The following is a 15,901-nucleotide window of genomic DNA, read 5'->3' as shown; positions in this document are numbered from 1 at the left end:
CCCGGCTTTTGTCATTTCTTGCGCCGCAGAAATTTGAGGCCGGACCAATCCCCATCGACGGCACAGACTTTGACATCAACCCAACCCGTCGGCAGAACAACCTCGCGAAGGCCATCTTCGGTCAAGTCGACAAAAAGTTTGGACGATTTCTTGGGCCAGGATATCCAGACCATCCCGCCTTCTTTGGTACTGTCCAGCGCGTGTTGGATGCCATCCTCAAGATCGGCGCGGGTATCGCAGAAAAGATGCACCATATCGGCCTTGGTTGCGTTTTGAACAAAAGCCACCCCATCGACGCCAGCCACCAGTGTTAGGTAATTTTCGGGCGCATTGACCAGCAAACAGGTCATGCCGGGCTTCAGACCAAGTTTCTGAAACAAGGGTTTGCCAGAATAGCCAAATTGCTCTGTCTTTGTGCCTTTATCTGTCACTGGCTTGCTCCGGGATATCTTTGTGTCAGGCGCGTGTGTCGGATCCATTAACTCTCGCGCAACAGCAGTTCTGAGACAGCGTCGGCTACAAGGAATTCCATCATGCGGCGCGATCCTTTCAAACACCAAAAAGTCTTAGGCCGATTAACGCAACAGATCTCTTTCTACTTTCTGGCACCGACGGCACCGTAATGCGCCCAAATCAGCGTCCGGGAATTTGATCTCGTGCTGTGGGTGTTTCCCAGTTTTCGATCAGCTCCATTGCTTCGGCGGCCGTTTCGACGAAACGAAACAGGTCGAGGTCTTCGACCGAAATGGTGCCTGCGTCTGCCAGCGCATCCCAGTTGATGATCTTTTCCCAAAAAGCGCGGCCAAAGAGCAAGAACGGAACGCGTTGCATCCGTCCGGTTTGGATTAGGGTGAGGGATTCAAACATTTCATCCAAGGTCCCAAAACCACCGGGAAAGACACAGATCGCCTTGGCGCGCATCAGGAAATGCATCTTGCGAATACCAAAGTAGTGAAAGTTGAAACAAAGGTCAGGCGTGACATATTCATTTGGGGCTTGCTCGAACGGCAGCACAATGTTCAGCCCGATAGATTCCCCACCGGCATCCATAGCCCCGCGATTGCCAGCCTCCATCACACCGGGCCCGCCACCGGTTACGATGACGCCTTCCTTCCCGCCGTTTTCCATTGATTTTAGCGTCATCAGCCGGGCGAATTCGCGCGTCTCGTCATAGAAATGCGATAGCTCGGCCAAAGTTTCGGTGCGCGCCATCGCCTTTTGTGACGGCTCCGGAATGCGTGCTCCGCCAAACAGGACGATGGTTGATTTGATGCCATGCGCATCCAGGCCCATTTCTGGCTTCAGCAGTTCCAGCTGCAGTCGAACGGGGCGTAATTCGTCCCGGCACATGAATTCGCCATCGGTAAAGGCGAGCCGATATGCGGGCGCGCGGGTCTGTGCGGTATCAGGGGCTTCGGCAGCGGCGGTGCGGTCTGTGTGCGCGTCACGCAAGGGGTGACGGCGGTTGGCGTCGTTCATGGGTATCTCCGGTTATACGTTGGGTCCAAAGTGGCCCGGTTGTGCGGAACATGCAACGGGTCTGCGTCATTCACACCTGCTTCGTGCTTTTGAAAAAAGCGGTGATGTCGCCACCATCCGAGCGGGAATGATTGCGCCAACCCAAGCTGAGCGTTATAGCGCGGTAACAGATATTTAGCAGTCGGAGACGAACCCCATGTCCAACGCCCAACTCGAGACCGCAATTGAAGCCGCATGGGATACCCGTGACCAGATCACCTCAGCCACAACAGGTGAGACGCGCGATGCGATTGAGGACACGCTGAATGCCCTCGATTCAGGCAAGCTGCGCGTGGCGGAAAAGCAACCGGATGGCAATTGGCATGTGAACCAATGGGCCAAAAAGGCTGTACTCTTGGGGTTTCGGATCAAAGACATGGAACACCAGGAAGGCGGTGCACAGGGTGCCGGTTGGTGGGACAAGGTTGACAGCAAGTTCAAGGGCTGGGGCGATAACCAGTGGAAAGCCGCAGGTTTTCGTGCCGTGCCGAACTGCGTCGTACGCAAATCCGCATTTATCGCGCCGGGCGTTGTTTTGATGCCATCTTTCGTGAACATTGGTGCCTATGTCGACAGCGGCACCATGGTCGACACCTGGGCCACTGTCGGCAGCTGTGCACAGATCGGTAAGAACGTGCACCTGTCTGGTGGTGTTGGCATTGGCGGCGTGTTGGAGCCGATGCAGGCCGGACCAACAATCATCGAAGACAATTGTTTCATTGGTGCGCGGTCCGAAGTGGTCGAAGGCTGCATCGTGCGTGAAGGCTCCGTTTTGGGCATGGGTGTGTTCATTGGCCAATCCACCAAGATTGTGGATCGTGAAACCGGTGAAGTGATGTACGGTGAAGTCCCATCAGGATCGGTTGTGGTTGCTGGATCAATGCCGTCAAAGAACGGTGTGCATCTGTACTGTGCCGTGATCGTGAAGCGTGTTGATGAACGCACCCGGTCCAAGACCAGCATCAATGAGTTGTTGCGCGATTAAGAGTGTATCTCGACGGCGGGAACCAAATGCCATGTTGCGCAGTTTAACAGGCTGAGGGCCAACGTCGGCCGGACATCTAAGGGAATAAAAATGGGTATCGGAATTATCGGAGCCATCATCGTAGGTGGCCTTGCGGGGTGGATCGCCAGCATGATCATGAAGGCGGACACTGGCCTGATCGCAAACATCGGCCTGGGTATTGTGGGCGCGGTGGTCCTGAACTTCATTTTGGGGCTGTTTGACATTTATGCCGCTGACGCATGGATGCCACAACTATTGGTCGGATTGGTCGGTGCGTGCCTCGTCATCTGGGCATGGCGCGCAATACGCGGGCGCGGCTGACCCTTTTCAAGGTCGCATGGACACGCTAGGGCTGCTGCGAATTTATTTGCGGCAGCTTTTTCATGTCTGACACCAAGAAACCCAAAAAACCGTCTCGCCAGCAGGTCTATACGCTGTTGGTTGAGATCGGACGCAAGGACGGCGATGGCCTGCCTGAAAATGCGACCGGCGCTGCGCTGATGTGTTTTGCGTCTGGCGTGGATGAGGCAGAAGCCGTGCGCGAGACGGTTGCGATCCTAAAGCAGGCGGATACCAACCCGTTGGATGTCACCGGCTATGGCACCTTGGCTGATCGCGAGGCCGAGGGACACGAGATTGACGATGAAGAACGCGGCCTGATGCAGCGCGCGCTGGAAGAGAATTCCGTGATCGTCGCGCAGATGACGCCGTTTTTTGACTGAGAATATTTCGGCCCGAAGGACACACTCTGCCCGCATAGTTAAATTCCACCCGTGATTGGCGGGATTTCAGCCTTTTTCTGGATCAATTCGCCCGATAGTATCGCGAAGTTCTAGCTCAAACCCGACCTATATAGTTGCTTTTGCCAAGGTCGACCTCGCGGGGCTTCGCCGCCGTTCGAGTACCTCAAATGAATGCCTGCATTGGAGACCCCTAGCCTGCAAACCGGACTAGAGCAGTTGTTTTGCGCGCTCTTGCAGGGCAGGGACGACATTTGCTTCGAACCATGGGTTTGTCTTTAGCCACCTGTTATTTCTAGGGCTCGGGTGGGGCAAGATGAGTTGTTTTGGCCAGATATCGCCCCATGATCTTACCGCATCTGTCACAGTACGCCCGAAATATTCTGGCAAGTGCCAGTCAATGGCGTATCGACCAATAACCAGCGTTAGCTCGATGCCGACTAGCATCTCCAAGATGCTGTCCCGCCACGCAGGCGCACATTCGGCACGCGGAGGCAGATCGCCACCCTTCCCTGTGCCGGGGAAACAGAACCCCATGGGTAGAATTGCGATCTTTGAAGCGTCGTAAAATGTGCCTCGACTGACCCCCAACCAACGCCTTAACCGGTCGCCCGATGGATCGTCGAAAGGAATGTTTTTTTGGTGTGTTATGCGCCCTGGTGCTTGCCCAACAATCAAAAGCTTTGCCGTTGAACTGATTTGAAGGATCGGGCGCGGACCAAGCGGCAGGTCTTTGCAGATCTTGCACGCACGCACATTCTTCAGAAGTATCTTAGTAGATGGCTGTTTGGCCATGCCTAGCCCTCAAATTCATTGGGCCGCACCATGCGCGCGGCCCTTTGCAATTGCCAGGACCTACGGGGCAATAGCGGTTTGATCTTCGGGCTGGTGCAATCCAACCACCGCCAGAACGGTGAGACCGAGGACCATGTAGTACCCGAAGTCCACTCCTGTGAAGCCAAGAAAGAAAGGCGCGGCCACAAAGGTCAGCCCGACCAAGGCATCCACTGTTAAATGGAGGCTGTAGGGCAGAACCCGAACAATACCCAGATGATGATCTGTCAGTGCGGTCAAGACAAAGGCGGCAACGCCCGTAACAACCGACAGCCAAAAGGCCAATGGGGCCGTTTCACCCAGCCCGAACAGGAATGGCATGGCGATCAGACCGAGGGCGACAGGGTAATCGAGATAAGCGTGGATCGATTTGGTGATGAAGCGTGGGAACATGATTTCGTCTTTCTCTAGCTGGTGCTGATATTCAGCGTTGATAGAGAAAATCTAGTCTCGGAGAATGTATCCATCCATGTCCACCCATCCAAGATGCCGTGCAGATCGTTCAGGAATTGGAACGAGCGGGCATTTTTAGCTTGCGAAACTCTGCTGGGGTCTGGCCTGTCTCTTTCTTAAAGGCCCGCGTGAAGGCGCTGTCTGAGGCATACCCCGCGCTTTCGGCTGCATCCGTCAGCGAACACCCCAATTGATGCAAGACTTTCTTGGCGATTTCCATCCGCCATCCGGTCACATATTCCATTGGTGACATCTGCATGAGTTTTTGAAATTGAACCGCAAAGCTTGTGCGCGACATACCGGCTGCATTGGCCAGGGCCTCAACGGTCCAGCGCTCTGCCGGGGATTTGTGAAAGGCGTCCAACGCGCGGCTTAGCTGCTTGTCGGAAAACGCACCCAAAGCCCAGTCGTCAGCATCCCGACTTTCGATGAAGCTACGGATCGCCTGCGCCAGGATCGCCTCAGACATCTTCAGCGCGATCAGGTCACCGCCCATTTTGCGCCCGCCGGCCTCATCGCCAATAACGCGCAACGAGGCCTCCATCCATTTTCCGGCGGTTTCACCATAGTTCTTAAGGTGGATGATTGGTGGAAGGCGCTCCATCAAAACATGTTTTGCGTGAGGTTCGAACGAGAAATGTCCACAGATTAGCTGCGTATCACGGTCATCATCATCGCCGCCGTAAACCAACACACCGTTTCCGTTATAGCCAGACTGCTCAATCACCGTTTCAAGCGGCAGGGCCGCGTGCCGCGTTTCGGGCGCGCAGTAGAGCTTGTGGGAGGCCCCATGAGGTATGATGACAAGGTCACCTTGTTCCAGACATACCGGTTTTTTCGCGCCTTCAACTTCGACCAGGCAATTGCCCCGATGGGCGAAATGAAAGCGCGCAACATTTTCGAATTGGGGCACTTCGATGCCCCAGGGAGATGTCAGGGACGTGCGGAAATACAGCGAACCGCGCATGGACAGGTTGGTGAGGATGTCACTCAGAAGATCAAGCATGGATTGAACATACACCACTTGTAATAACTGTACAGATATCTGAACGATCTGCACGAAAATTGGGATGAATGAGCATGTATTGAACGGATCATTTGGGGGTACTCAATTCCTATCGAAACATACAATGGAGTTCCCAAAATGAAGAAATTGCTTCCCGCACTCGCCGTCACATTGGCCATGACAGGTGCTCAGGCATCTGCACAAGAGGTCGCTGACATGAGCGACCTTGAATACGCCCATATTGCCTATACCGCTGACAACATCGATATTCGTTATGCGTATCTGGCGCTGGCGCTCTCGGCCAATCCTGACATCCACGCGTTCGCCAACACAATGATCCGTGACCACTCGGCTGTAAACGAAGCGGCCCTTGGCCTGCTGGACAAGCTGGGGGCGTCGGCGCAGGACAATGCGTTCAGCCAAACACTGAATGGAAATGCAGAAAAGATCATTGATGGCATTGTCCAGCTGCGTGGCGCAGAGTTTGACGCAGCCTATGCCGCCAATGAGCTGGCCTATCACCAAGCCGTGAACGATCTGGTTGAGAATACAATGATCCCCAATATCGACAACGCCGAAGTCAAGGCACTGTTCGAGCAGGGGCTTGGCATTTTCAAGGCCCATGAAGCGCATGCTGAAATGATGGTAAAGGCGCTGCAGTAATGGCAAAATCATACCCACGCCGGGACGTGATTGGCGGGGCGGCTGCATCAGCAGTCGTCCTGACCACATCTCCCCTTTTTGCCGCTGAGCCAATTGCGCATGACATTGCGATCAAGGCGTTGAAATTTGAACCGGATGTGGTGCAGGTTCATGTCGGCGACACGATCCGTTGGACGAACCATGATCTGGCACTGCATACGGCAACCGCAGATGAGTTTGGCTGGGACACGGCAGAAATCGCAAAGAATGAAACTGCGGAAATCACCGTTATTGACGGTATGGAAAACACTTATTTCTGTATTTTTCACCCGCATATGAAGGGTTCAATTGAAATTTTATAGCTGGAAAAAATAGACCTCCAACTTCGACAGTTCGGTGAACCTACAGGGCGTGCAAGCAGGTTATCGAATGTCCTGGAAAATGCTTGCCCATTCTGTTGGAAACCCTCGAAAAATTTTCCGACAGCGTGAACGCCACTATTAGCCGTGCGGAGAGGACATCAAGTTTTCAATTTGTAGGAGCGGACATTCGCAAAGGGCCCGGCATCGGTTACAATGGTCTCAAAAGGAGCCATCGGCTCACAAGGACAGATACCTAGGTACAATTCGGTGATTTGTTCATTTTATGAACCCTTTTGAAACTCTTTGGTGCGCCTCCTTATGAGCATTTAGGTCGGCTATGCGGGACAAAGTGTGAATTCGCTGCAACCGCCCCAATGAACGCTTTCGAGCGGACGACCAAACGGATCGTTTTGGCAAGTAACGGCAACCTGCGGGTTTGGGTGAAACCATGCCGCTATGGGCAAAAGGCCGTCAAACTGATAGTTTCGCTGGAATTTCAGATAGATTGAGGCTTTCCATATGGCAATTCACCGAAACGATTTTCCGCAACTTGACGGCGGCCTTTATGTGGCCTCCACTGGCATGGAAACCGACCTCATATTCAACCAAGGTGTCGATCTGCCGGGGTTTGCCTCTTATCCATTGCTGGAGTCTAAAGCGGGACGCGCTCAGCTGAATGGCTACTACCGTGATATGATCGCAGTTGGAAAAGAACACGGTATCGGCGTTATCCTCGAAAGCCCGACATGGGTTGCCAACAGGGATCGCGGTGCGACCATTGGTTACTCACCCGAACAACTGGTTGACCTGAACAAGCAGGCCATAGCCCACATGAGCGAAGCGAGAGACACGTTTGGCGATCTGCCAACGCTGATCAGCGCCAATGTCGGACCACGCGCCGATGCATACGCGCCAAGCGAACAAATGAGCGCAGAGGAAGCCGAAACATATCATACAGAGCAAATCGCAGCGCTGGCAGAAACGGAGGTGGACGTGATCAGTGGATACACACTTGCCTACCCTGCTGAAGCCGTCGGAATTGTACGCGCAGCCAAGCGCTTTGGCCTCCCGGTGATCATTGCATTCACGGTTGAGACCGACGGGCACTTGCCGACAGGAGCCTCACTTAAAGAGGCGATCACTCAAGTGGACGCGGAAGCGGACGGTTATGCTGCATACTTTATGATCAATTGCGCGCATCCTGATCACTTTGAAAACGTGTTGTCCGATGATCCCTGGATGCAACGTTTGCGTGGGATCGTCGCCAATGCGTCGCGATGCAGCCATGCACAGTTGGATGAAGCCGAAGAGCTTGACGATGGCGATCCGGTTGAACTCGGGCAACAGCTTGCGGAAATTCGGCGCAGATTCCCACAGATCAGCGTTCTTGGAGGATGCTGCGGGACAGATATGCGCCACATGTCTAGCATTGCGAGATCTGCAAAAATCGCCGAAGCAGACCTTCGCTGCGCCACGGAAAATCGGTAAAGTGGGCTCGGAGCGGTCATCTGACGATTTTTGTCGGATGACTGGTTCGCGATGGATAGCAGACCTTGCAATGGCCGTTTCCATTCCCCCATCCCACATGACACCAAGATTTATCGAAACCGCCACAAGATTGAGAACTTGTTTGGGCGGTTGAAGGATTGGCGCAGGGTCGCGACCCGCTATGATAGATGCCCTGTCATCTTCATGTCTGCCATCGCCCTGGCGGCCACGGTAGTGTTTTTGTTATGAGACCAGAGCTACGCAGGATCAAAATAACGGCCTCTCAAACAAGAGGGGCCGCTTGGGCGCTATATCACAAAATCAATTGCGGATTGCGCTTTGGCTGCGGCGGTGAAAATGGCCTTCTTGTCACTCTTCAGAACAGGCAACCAGTTGCCCAGGTATTGTGCATGATCTTCGCGTGGGGATGAGGAGATACCGAGCCTGGCGCAGAAGAACGCAGAGCCGATCTCGGCCACAAGTTCTTCCATTGCGTAGGCTGCATCTCCGAACCTGTTGCGCAAATCCCGATCGCATCGGGACGGATGCCCTGTCCAGTGCGTCAGTTCATGCAGCAACACTGCATAGTAGTTTTCGCTGCGCGTGCCAGAGACGGTGTCAAAGAACCGGCTACTCTCAGGCATGGTGATCTGGTCTTCGGTGGGGCTGTAATATGCTTGTGCACCAGCCTCCCGAATATCCACACGGGTCTTTGCGATCATCGCATCAATCGCCGTGATACGTTCAACGGGCTCGGCAGAATCCGATAGCGTGGGCAGGTCGTACCCGTCCACCTGATCGGCATTGAAGACATTGAAATACTTCAACACGCGGTAGATCTCATCTTCACCATCGGCGCTCTCTCTCGTCACTTGTTTGTAGACGATGACAGGGGTAGATTTCTGCCCCTTCTGTACTGACGCGCCTTTTTCGCGCCACTGCCGATACGTGCCCCAAGTGCCGGTTGCGAACCCGTGCACCTGTGCCGTGATCCAGAGATTGATGATGTTTACACCGCTGTATTCACCGCCAGAAGCGATGTTACTCGGCACCGTATTTGTGCCAGTTCGGTTCCAGGGCATGATTGGCTTCTCAGGATCAGCCTCGATGGAAGACACCAACGCATTGGTGACTTCCGCGTATATATCGCGTGCCATTGCAGTCTCCGATTTTTGTGGGGAACACCTGCACATATGATACCATTTCGGGGGAAATCGCGCCATTCCGCCAAGCGGCTCAACAATGAAGCAACACATTGTAGTTAATGTAGAAAACCTACGAAATGGCTGACCCTTTTTTCACTCATAGAACCCTTAAGGCTCTGGTTGGATCGATGTCCGAAAGATGTGAGGCACATCCAACGTATGGCGACGAATTACTGAGATTGCAGCCAATAACGTGCCGAGAGCATCACGGTGAGACTGGTCGGGCCATACGACTTAGCCGTCGACAATTAGAACCGCCATCGAGAGCGCCTCGAAGTAAATTGCATTCACGGGTTCCGCTTCCCATATTTTGGGCGTTTTCGGCAGCCAGGGGGTGATTGCAGGAAAACGTTTGGCCAAGGCCAGGGCTTCGTCATATTTGTTGGGAAACTGCTGGTTGCGTTGAACCAGATGATGCGGGGTGGCGCTGTCGGTCAATTCCTGCACCAGGGCATTTAGGATATCTAGTGAGCTCCCGGATTTGCGCGTTGGCTTGAACGGATCCTCGGTCACCACAATATCTGGCTCAAAACGGGCCACAGCTCTGCGCAACAGGGATCGGCCCTTGGGCGCTGACAGGCTCGCCGCCCGTGAGCACTGCCAATCCTTCAACTTGCCATCGATCAGAAATATGTAAGCCACTTTGCCGGAGGCAACGGCGACACTGAGAATGCGCTTTCGGTCAGTCGTCATAGACCTCGCTGTGATCTTCTTCCAAACGTGCTCTCAGACCGTCCAATGTCCGTTTCCTGTTGGTGGCGGGCCCATAATGGGACTGCGGCTCTGGCAGGTCTGAGAGGTGACAAAAGACATCTGCTTTGACCTCATCAAATATCCCGGCAAAGAGACTTTCAAAGCTGCGGCCATAGATCATCGACAAGGTGCAGATGTCACGCACGCTTGGACGCTGGCGGCCATTCTCAAGATTTGAGATTTTGGTTTTGTTGACGCCCATGAGATGAGCGCAGTCGACCTGTCTGAGCCCCGAATTTCGTCGGGCCGCCCTCAGGTCGAGGGTGAATTCCTGGATCATAAAAATGAACTTATGTGAAGCTGGTATATCCCCAGTTTACAGCAAGTAGAAAAATCGCAAAGCCCCGACCGGATTCAAAAACGGCAACCATCCCAATCTGTCTTACCTACTCCGATCACTCATGGCGTTCGGTTTGGTATCGGAATGGTGAAACCATTCCGAACGCCAGGAATCAGAGCAGGCAGTGGTTCTAGAGCGTTAAGGTTTTCAGAGGAAATCTTAGTCGATTGCAGGGCAAATGCTACAGGTATTGCGGCCAATGGACCGCAACAGGCACAACGCATGCCACCAGCAAAGATGACTCTTTGCCAAAGACTCGGTAGAATGTGTAACGGAGCCAAACGGCGGGCAGGCCGCCTGAACAGCTTCAAATCTTCCTCGTCAATGTCCGCGATCCGAATTACCGTCCTTGCACCTAAGCCGGTGTTTTCGACACCTTCATGAGCCAGTATTCTGGACCCATGACTGAAGAACAACGCTTTGAACAATTCATTGAGCTGTGCAAACGCATCTTCGAGCGCATGGAGCGCGAAGGGTCGTGGCCCTGGCCGGAGGAAGAGATCGACAAGCCGCCCAAAGAAGGCGGCACTATTACCAGTGAATAACGAAAACCACATATGACCACATGTTTTGGATACACCCGCGTATCCACCGCCAAACAAGGCGAAGGGGTTTCCCTGGAGGTCCAGAAGGAAGAAATTACCCGCTACGCTGAAAAGCACGGGCTGACGATATCGCGCTGGTTTGAAGAAAAAGAAACCGCAGCCAAATCCGGGCGACCGGTCTTCAATGCCATCATGCGCGATCTCAATAATCACAAGGCTGATGGGCTGATCGTCCACAAGATTGACCGCTCTGCGCGCAACTTTCGCGACTGGGCAAGAATCGGCGAATTATCAGATCAGGGCGTTGCCATCCATTTCGTCACGGAGAGTCTGGATTTCCAATCCCGTGGTGGCAGGCTCACAGCAGACATTCAGGCGGTGATTGCATCTGATTATATCCGTAACCTGCGAGAAGAGGCGAAGAAGGGGCTTCGCGGCCGCCTCAAGCAGGGGCTTTACCCGTTTCGTGCACCAATCGGTTATCTCGATCAGGGTCGAGGTAAAGCCAAGATCCCAGACCCTGAGAAAGCGCCGCTGATCCAAGAGATGTTCGATCTCTACAGGACCGGCAATCACGGCATTCGTTCTCTACATGCTGAGATGAGCACGCGTGGGCTCAGAAACCACAGCGGTGGCGTATTATCCCGCCATGGGATTGAAACCATTCTCTCAAACCCCTTCTACACCGGCATAATCCGGATAAAGGAGACCGGAGATACCTATGACGGCATTCATGAGCCGCTGATATCCACATCTTTGTTTCAGCGGGTTCAGGAAATGAAGGCCGGAAAATGTGGAAAGAAGACCACCCGGCACATGCATACATATCGGGGCTTGTTCAAATGCGGGTTGTGTTCGTTGGCGATGATCGCCGAACGTCAGAAAGGGCATGTGTATTATCGTTGCCACACGCCGGATTGTCCGACCAAGGGCATCCGAGAAGAAACGATCGAACAGGCCGCCCTTGCTGAGTTTGACAGAAGCACCATTCGCCCAAAACCCTTTGCCGAATTGGTTGAAGTGCTGGAGGCTTGGAAAGTTGGCCGGCAAGATCAGCACGACGAAGCTGCGTCGCTCAAGATGCAGCTTGGCAAACTTGAGGCGCGTCTAGATACCTTGATGGACGCGCTGATTGAAGGTCTCATCGACAAAGAGGCCTATTCCAGAAAGAAGGCGGGCCTCAACTTCGATATTCGGCGCATCAAGGAAAGCCAAAAAGACAGTGCCGGAATAGAGGCTGAGCAAATCTATCTTGAGAAATTCCTCGAACTGGTAAAAAACCTTGCCCCGCTTTACCAGATCGCAAATTCGGAGGAAAAACGCCTGTTCGTCAGTTTGGCGACCTCGAACCGCACAGTCGTCTCAAAGTCAGTATATTTTGAGCCATCAAATTGGCTTGGGGCAGCCCAATCTATCTTAGCTGACCCTGTTGGTGCACCATGTCGACCCACTTCTCGAACCTCCCCTGACACACTGTTACGACAACTTGATACTTTGGCTGAAACGCTGCGTGAACCAACGGTCAAGGAGTTGGTGGCTCAGCTGAGCGATATTATGGGCCGGTATAATGGGACCGAGAAGTGAGATCATTGGATGATACGGTGCAGAAAGGTTCAGTCAAACACCCCCTGAGTTGCATTTGCGGCAATCACAAAGCGGTACAGATTTTGGAAAATCGGAACCGACGTTAAGCGGCTAGAAGGCCCGAGGACGTGGTGAATATGTCAAATCGATATGCACGGCGTAGGTTTTCGGTATTGAAAGTAAAAGCCTGTCCCAATTGGGACAGGCCTGCCACTCAAAACAACGCCATCTGCTCCTCATCGGGGTCGCCAATCCCATAGATGTGCCGGGCCATGGCAAGGGTTGTTGCGCCCGAATAGAGTGGTTTCTCTATATGGTGGTTCACAAGATGCCACCCGCCCCAAATCTTCAGGCCGGCCGCCTGACGTGCGACGTCCAGACGGCCCGGCCCGCAACTGCCACCGAAGATTCCGAGGACGTGGCCAAGAGCGGATGTCAGCACTGCGTCCGACATCCCTTTGGCAACCTCTTCCGCATACCATTTGGGTAGAGCGCGTGTGGCAATCCTGAACTCCTCTTCCTTATCGGCTTGGGATAGCGGGCGTAGTTCGCGCACCGTCAATACTCGCTCGCCCGCATGATGGTCAGGACCCGATGGGTGATATCCGGGTTCGCCTTGTCCGGTGAATGTGCGCTCAAGGTCAGATCGAAATAATCAATCTTCCAAAATAGCTTTTCGCCATTGAGGATGATTGCGCCGAAATCATGCTCGCCATGCGGGTCGTTTTCCCCGTTGAACTGGTCAAAATCAGCGACGGCTCGTCTTGCTTTGATCAGGTACTCTTCACCCCTGTTTTTGAGGCCTGCTGTCACCACGACAGTCACATGCTCCCCGTGACCTTGTCTGACGGCATCATTAAGCCGCACGATGCGGTTCAGGCGGAACTCTTTGTCGAGCTTCCAGAAAGGTGCGGCTTCAGACCCGCAGTCATCGCAGACGTAAGTGTCACAGATCGTTTTGAGGGTCCATGTGCGGGTTAGCAGGCTCCAACAGGTCTCACCATCGCGAACGATATGGGTTTGACCACAATCACTGCAGACCGGGTAGACCCCGACAAAACCCTCGATTGTTGCCTCAGCAATTTGTCCCATAATAATCTCCTTCTCGTAGGGTGGCCGCCCGAAACCATTTCAGGCGCACCCCTCGACAGGAGATGTGCGGAACCAAAGATCTGATCTGACCTCAGGATATCAAAGGCCCGACATCCACAAAGTCCCCCTAAGGTGCAGATACGACAACCGCCGGATTGAAACGGGAGGCAGTGTAGTGTGCTAAGCGGGCATACCTCACACTGAAGGCATGACTTGGAACCGAGACAGCGTCACCACAATCGGGACCGCCTACAGTCGCTATGGGAACAGGTCCTTTGGCATCCGCCTCGTGGATCGACTTCAGCATATCTACATCCTGGGTCAGACCGGCACTGGAAAATCCACTTTGTTGGGCAACCTGATGCGCCAGGATCTGCACCAGGGCCACGGGTTTTGCCTGATTGATCCGCACGGCGATCTGGCCCAGCAGATTGCACAAGTTTCACCTCCCGATGCCATCATCTGGAATATTGCCGATCCCGACTGCCCTTTTGGCTACAACCCGATGACACGGGCGTCGGAAAAGTTCCGGCCCCTGATCGCATCTGGCTTGATTGATACGCTTAAAAAGCAATGGGCCGATGCCTGGGGGGCGAGAATGGAGCACCTTTTGCGCTATTCAGTCTTGGCGCTGCTGGATCAGCCAAGGACCGATGTCCGCGACATCATGCGGATGTTTCTAGATGATGGGTTTCGCAAAGAGATCCTGAGGCAAGTTACCGACAAACAGGTTCGCCTCTTCTGGCAGAAGGAATTCCCGGCGATGAATTATAAGAATGCCGCCGATGGCGTGGCCCCAATTGCCAACAAGCTTGGCGCGTTTCTGGCCCATCCTGTGGTGCGTCGCGCTTTATGTGAGCCCGAAACCCCATTGCGGCTGCGCAAGATCATGGATGAGGGGCAAATCCTGATCGTCAATCTCACCAAAGGTCAGCTTGGAAGCGACACTTCAAACGTGCTGGGCGGAATGATAACATCCGGTTTGGCACATGCCGCCTACAGCCGACACAATGTCCCGGAGCCAGAGCGCCGCCCGTTTTTCCTCTACGTTGATGAGTTTCATTCGTTCACCACCGATGCGATGGTCGAAATGTTGTCTGAGCTGCGCAAATACGGCCTGTCGCTCACCCTCGCCAATCAGTATTTCGGGCAGATTGAGGGCGATGTATTGGATTCAATCCTCGGCAATGTCGGCACGGTGATTGCGTTTCGCACCAGCCCGATGGATGCACCACGCCTCACCCGGCACTTTGATGGAGTCGAGCCGCGCGATCTTATCGCGATGCCAAACTATAGGATGATGGTGAGGCTGATGGTCAACGGAGAGCGGTCGAAGGCGTTTACCGCGTGGGGTACTTGAGAAGGGTTGTGCAGGCCGGATCGCACAGCGCCACCATTTGATGGAATGCATTTTAGCTTCTCGATGGTTCGAAGGCCGACTTCAGTTGGAGCGAGCAGTATATGCTTTGAGGGAAGGGGACGTATTGGTCATCGCGGAATTGGATAGGGTGACACCACAATGCTAGCACTGATTGCGAAAACCTGCGACAAGTACCCGGGTGCGATTTGTTTAGAATTCGCAGATAATCGCTTATGTTAGGTCGTCATCGTCGAGAGTTTGTTTACTATTTTCTGCAAGCCGCGCACATATCGGTGGTCAATTTAATCGTTTCGCGGTAGCGAGGTCGCTCGCTACTGCCCTTTCACCTTCACACAGCAGCGTTGCAACCTCAGATCCCAAAGGGAGCTCTGAAACATCTCCGAAATGATGCGCGCAGGGTGCCTGCTTTGTCAAAAATCAACATACTTGGTGTACCGCGCATCTGAAAATGCTTCCATTGTTTTTGGCAGTGAACTTGTTCCAGGGGCATCTACGCCCACAGGAAAGGTGATCCGGTACTCTTGCAGAACCGCAGCCAGTGACACTGGTGTCATTGCGTCGTGATGTTAAAAAACTGTCTGCAGCCCAATGATAGCCACAGACTGTTCTGGGAAAGATTGCCGTACTTTCTGAGCCAAATGCAGACCGTGCAGTACACAACCCGGGCATAACATTTGGAATGCCTCGACAACTACAACAACTTTGCCCAGAAGTGAGGCAAGAGTGATGTCCTGGTCCGTGTTGAACCATCGTGAAACCTGAAGTTCTGGTGTGGTCATCGCACGGCATCCCGATTCCAAAGGTGATCTGCCCGGTCTGCCTGTGGGCACGCTGCTGCGTATCTTGCCAAATCACGCATGTGCACCAGCGGCGCAGCACAGCCATTATCATGTTGTCCCGTTAACGCCTGATGCGCCACTGATGCTGTGGTGCCGCTTTGGCGGCTGGTGAG

The 15,901-nt window shown here is 53.7% G+C and carries 20 protein-coding genes and 1 pseudogene; 11 read left to right on the top strand and 10 right to left on the bottom strand.

The window, feature by feature from the left end; all coding sequences use genetic code 11:
- Positions 1 to 11 precede the first annotated feature (11 nt).
- Positions 12 to 431, bottom strand: a complete 420-nt coding sequence (locus tag C1J02_RS20535; protein ID WP_162798395.1) for a DUF3052 family protein — start codon at positions 429 to 431, stop codon at positions 12 to 14.
- Between the two features lie 202 nt (positions 432 to 633).
- Positions 634 to 1,479, bottom strand: coding sequence for a TIGR00730 family Rossman fold protein (locus C1J02_RS20530; RefSeq protein ID WP_114880227.1), 846 nt, complete (start codon positions 1,477 to 1,479; stop codon positions 634 to 636).
- Positions 1,480 to 1,675: 196 nt separating this feature from the next.
- Between C1J02_RS20530 and dapD the strand changes: the two genes are divergently transcribed.
- The 3 genes from dapD to C1J02_RS20515 all read left to right on the top strand — a co-directional run bounded on the left by dapD (position 1,676) and on the right by C1J02_RS20515 (position 3,246).
- Positions 1,676 to 2,503 carry a 2,3,4,5-tetrahydropyridine-2,6-dicarboxylate N-succinyltransferase gene (gene dapD / locus C1J02_RS20525; RefSeq protein ID WP_114880226.1) on the top strand — a complete coding sequence of 276 codons (828 nt, stop codon included), beginning with the start codon at positions 1,676 to 1,678 and terminating at the stop codon, positions 2,501 to 2,503.
- Positions 2,504 to 2,593: 90 nt separating this feature from the next.
- Positions 2,594 to 2,845 carry a GlsB/YeaQ/YmgE family stress response membrane protein gene (locus C1J02_RS20520; RefSeq protein WP_114880225.1) on the top strand — a complete coding sequence of 84 codons (252 nt, stop codon included), beginning with the start codon at positions 2,594 to 2,596 and terminating at the stop codon, positions 2,843 to 2,845.
- Between the two features lie 62 nt (positions 2,846 to 2,907).
- Positions 2,908 to 3,246, top strand: coding sequence for a hypothetical protein (locus tag C1J02_RS20515; protein WP_114880224.1), 339 nt, complete (start codon positions 2,908 to 2,910; stop codon positions 3,244 to 3,246).
- Positions 3,247 to 3,474: 228 nt separating this feature from the next.
- On the opposite strand, the gene C1J02_RS20510 is transcribed toward C1J02_RS20515, so the two are convergent.
- From C1J02_RS20510 to C1J02_RS20500, 3 genes are all read right to left on the bottom strand, one after another.
- The gene (locus C1J02_RS20510) at positions 3,475 to 4,059 is read right to left on the bottom strand and encodes a uracil-DNA glycosylase family protein (RefSeq protein ID WP_114880223.1); all 585 of its coding nucleotides are present in this window, start codon (positions 4,057 to 4,059) and stop codon (positions 3,475 to 3,477) included.
- Between the two features lie 60 nt (positions 4,060 to 4,119).
- On the bottom strand, positions 4,120 to 4,491 hold the full coding sequence (locus C1J02_RS20505; RefSeq protein WP_114880222.1) for a hypothetical protein: 372 nt from the start codon (positions 4,489 to 4,491) through the stop codon (positions 4,120 to 4,122).
- Positions 4,492 to 4,600: 109 nt separating this feature from the next.
- Complete coding sequence (locus C1J02_RS20500) at positions 4,601 to 5,557, bottom strand: AraC family transcriptional regulator (protein ID WP_114880221.1); 957 nt, start codon at positions 5,555 to 5,557, stop codon at positions 4,601 to 4,603.
- A gap of 138 nt (positions 5,558 to 5,695) precedes the next feature.
- Here C1J02_RS20500 and C1J02_RS20495 point away from each other — a divergent pair, with 138 nt between their 5' ends.
- The 4 genes and pseudogenes from C1J02_RS20495 to C1J02_RS20480 all read left to right on the top strand — a co-directional run.
- The gene (locus C1J02_RS20495; protein WP_114880220.1) at positions 5,696 to 6,220 is read left to right on the top strand and encodes a DUF4142 domain-containing protein; all 525 of its coding nucleotides are present in this window, start codon (positions 5,696 to 5,698) and stop codon (positions 6,218 to 6,220) included.
- Positions 6,220 to 6,561: a cupredoxin domain-containing protein gene (locus C1J02_RS20490; protein ID WP_114880219.1), complete on the top strand. Its 342-nt coding sequence runs from the start codon at positions 6,220 to 6,222 to the stop codon at positions 6,559 to 6,561. Before C1J02_RS20495 ends, C1J02_RS20490 begins: the two co-directional genes overlap by 1 nt.
- A 519-nt stretch (positions 6,562 to 7,080) precedes the next feature.
- Complete coding sequence (locus C1J02_RS20485) at positions 7,081 to 8,049, top strand: homocysteine S-methyltransferase family protein (RefSeq protein WP_114880218.1); 969 nt, start codon at positions 7,081 to 7,083, stop codon at positions 8,047 to 8,049.
- A 90-nt stretch (positions 8,050 to 8,139) separates the two neighbouring features.
- Positions 8,140 to 8,298: pseudogene (locus tag C1J02_RS20480) on the top strand (transposase); the annotation flags it as partial.
- A 59-nt stretch (positions 8,299 to 8,357) separates the two neighbouring features.
- Here C1J02_RS20480 and C1J02_RS20475 read toward each other — a convergent pair.
- From C1J02_RS20475 to C1J02_RS20465, 3 genes are all read right to left on the bottom strand, one after another.
- Complete coding sequence (locus C1J02_RS20475) at positions 8,358 to 9,206, bottom strand: ArdC family protein (protein WP_205389837.1); 849 nt, start codon at positions 9,204 to 9,206, stop codon at positions 8,358 to 8,360.
- A gap of 282 nt (positions 9,207 to 9,488) precedes the next feature.
- On the bottom strand, positions 9,489 to 9,947 hold the full coding sequence (locus tag C1J02_RS20470; protein WP_114880216.1) for a hypothetical protein: 459 nt from the start codon (positions 9,945 to 9,947) through the stop codon (positions 9,489 to 9,491).
- Complete coding sequence (locus C1J02_RS20465; protein WP_114880215.1) at positions 9,937 to 10,287, bottom strand: helix-turn-helix transcriptional regulator; 351 nt, start codon at positions 10,285 to 10,287, stop codon at positions 9,937 to 9,939. The genes C1J02_RS20470 and C1J02_RS20465 overlap by 11 nt, the downstream gene beginning before the upstream one ends.
- Before the next feature lie 461 nt (positions 10,288 to 10,748).
- On the opposite strand from C1J02_RS20465, the gene C1J02_RS21005 reads away from it, so the two are divergent.
- Both C1J02_RS21005 and C1J02_RS20460 read left to right on the top strand, forming a co-directional pair.
- Entirely contained in the window at positions 10,749 to 10,892 is a 144-nt protein-coding gene (locus tag C1J02_RS21005) for a hypothetical protein (protein WP_162798200.1), read from the top strand.
- Between the two features lie 12 nt (positions 10,893 to 10,904).
- The gene (locus C1J02_RS20460; RefSeq protein ID WP_114880214.1) at positions 10,905 to 12,476 is read left to right on the top strand and encodes a recombinase family protein; all 1,572 of its coding nucleotides are present in this window, start codon (positions 10,905 to 10,907) and stop codon (positions 12,474 to 12,476) included.
- Positions 12,477 to 12,690: 214 nt separating this feature from the next.
- Here C1J02_RS20460 and C1J02_RS20455 read toward each other — a convergent pair whose 3' ends face one another.
- Entirely contained in the window at positions 12,691 to 13,032 is a 342-nt protein-coding gene (locus C1J02_RS20455; protein WP_114880213.1) for a hypothetical protein, read from the bottom strand.
- A 2-nt stretch (positions 13,033 to 13,034) separates the two neighbouring features.
- Positions 13,035 to 13,568, bottom strand: a complete 534-nt coding sequence (locus C1J02_RS20450; protein ID WP_114880212.1) for a DUF3768 domain-containing protein — start codon at positions 13,566 to 13,568, stop codon at positions 13,035 to 13,037.
- Between the two features lie 208 nt (positions 13,569 to 13,776).
- On the opposite strand from C1J02_RS20450, the gene C1J02_RS20445 reads away from it, so the two are divergent.
- Both C1J02_RS20445 and C1J02_RS20430 read left to right on the top strand, forming a co-directional pair.
- Positions 13,777 to 14,928, top strand: a complete 1,152-nt coding sequence (locus C1J02_RS20445) for a type IV secretory system conjugative DNA transfer family protein (RefSeq protein WP_114880211.1) — start codon at positions 13,777 to 13,779, stop codon at positions 14,926 to 14,928.
- Between the two features lie 792 nt (positions 14,929 to 15,720).
- A complete protein-coding gene (locus tag C1J02_RS20430; protein ID WP_114880210.1) occupies positions 15,721 to 15,900 on the top strand; it encodes a hypothetical protein in 180 nt (59 codons plus the stop codon).
- Position 15,901 lies beyond the last annotated feature (1 nt).

The organism is Sulfitobacter sp. SK011, assembly GCF_003352065.1.
Lineage (GTDB): Bacteria > Pseudomonadota > Alphaproteobacteria > Rhodobacterales > Rhodobacteraceae > Sulfitobacter.
Note: the sequence above shows the minus strand (reverse complement) of the source record. Positions and strands in the feature narration are given on the sequence as shown.

Bases quoted from the DNA above. Each gene is read 5' to 3' on its own strand.
- C1J02_RS20470 (WP_114880216.1), bottom strand. From the start codon at position 9,947: ATGACGACTGACCGAAAGCGCATTCTCAGTGTCGCCGTTGCCTCCGGC.
- C1J02_RS20520 (WP_114880225.1), top strand. From the start codon at position 2,594: ATGGGTATCGGAATTATCGGAGCCATCATCGTAGGTGGCCTTGCGGGG.
- C1J02_RS20505 (WP_114880222.1), bottom strand. From the start codon at position 4,491: ATGTTCCCACGCTTCATCACCAAATCGATCCACGCTTATCTCGATTAC.
- C1J02_RS20465 (WP_114880215.1), bottom strand. From the start codon at position 10,287: ATGATCCAGGAATTCACCCTCGACCTGAGGGCGGCCCGACGAAATTCG.
- dapD (WP_114880226.1), top strand. From the start codon at position 1,676: ATGTCCAACGCCCAACTCGAGACCGCAATTGAAGCCGCATGGGATACC.
- C1J02_RS20530 (WP_114880227.1), bottom strand. From the start codon at position 1,479: ATGAACGACGCCAACCGCCGTCACCCCTTGCGTGACGCGCACACAGAC.
- C1J02_RS21005 (WP_162798200.1), top strand. From the start codon at position 10,749: ATGACTGAAGAACAACGCTTTGAACAATTCATTGAGCTGTGCAAACGC.
- C1J02_RS20515 (WP_114880224.1), top strand. From the start codon at position 2,908: ATGTCTGACACCAAGAAACCCAAAAAACCGTCTCGCCAGCAGGTCTAT.
- C1J02_RS20450 (WP_114880212.1), bottom strand. From the start codon at position 13,568: ATGGGACAAATTGCTGAGGCAACAATCGAGGGTTTTGTCGGGGTCTAC.
- C1J02_RS20510 (WP_114880223.1), bottom strand. From the start codon at position 4,059: ATGGCCAAACAGCCATCTACTAAGATACTTCTGAAGAATGTGCGTGCG.
- C1J02_RS20500 (WP_114880221.1), bottom strand. From the start codon at position 5,557: ATGCTTGATCTTCTGAGTGACATCCTCACCAACCTGTCCATGCGCGGT.
- C1J02_RS20495 (WP_114880220.1), top strand. From the start codon at position 5,696: ATGAAGAAATTGCTTCCCGCACTCGCCGTCACATTGGCCATGACAGGT.
- C1J02_RS20475 (WP_205389837.1), bottom strand. From the start codon at position 9,206: ATGGCACGCGATATATACGCGGAAGTCACCAATGCGTTGGTGTCTTCC.
- C1J02_RS20490 (WP_114880219.1), top strand. From the start codon at position 6,220: ATGGCAAAATCATACCCACGCCGGGACGTGATTGGCGGGGCGGCTGCA.
- C1J02_RS20445 (WP_114880211.1), top strand. From the start codon at position 13,777: ATGACTTGGAACCGAGACAGCGTCACCACAATCGGGACCGCCTACAGT.
- C1J02_RS20485 (WP_114880218.1), top strand. From the start codon at position 7,081: ATGGCAATTCACCGAAACGATTTTCCGCAACTTGACGGCGGCCTTTAT.
- C1J02_RS20460 (WP_114880214.1), top strand. From the start codon at position 10,905: ATGACCACATGTTTTGGATACACCCGCGTATCCACCGCCAAACAAGGC.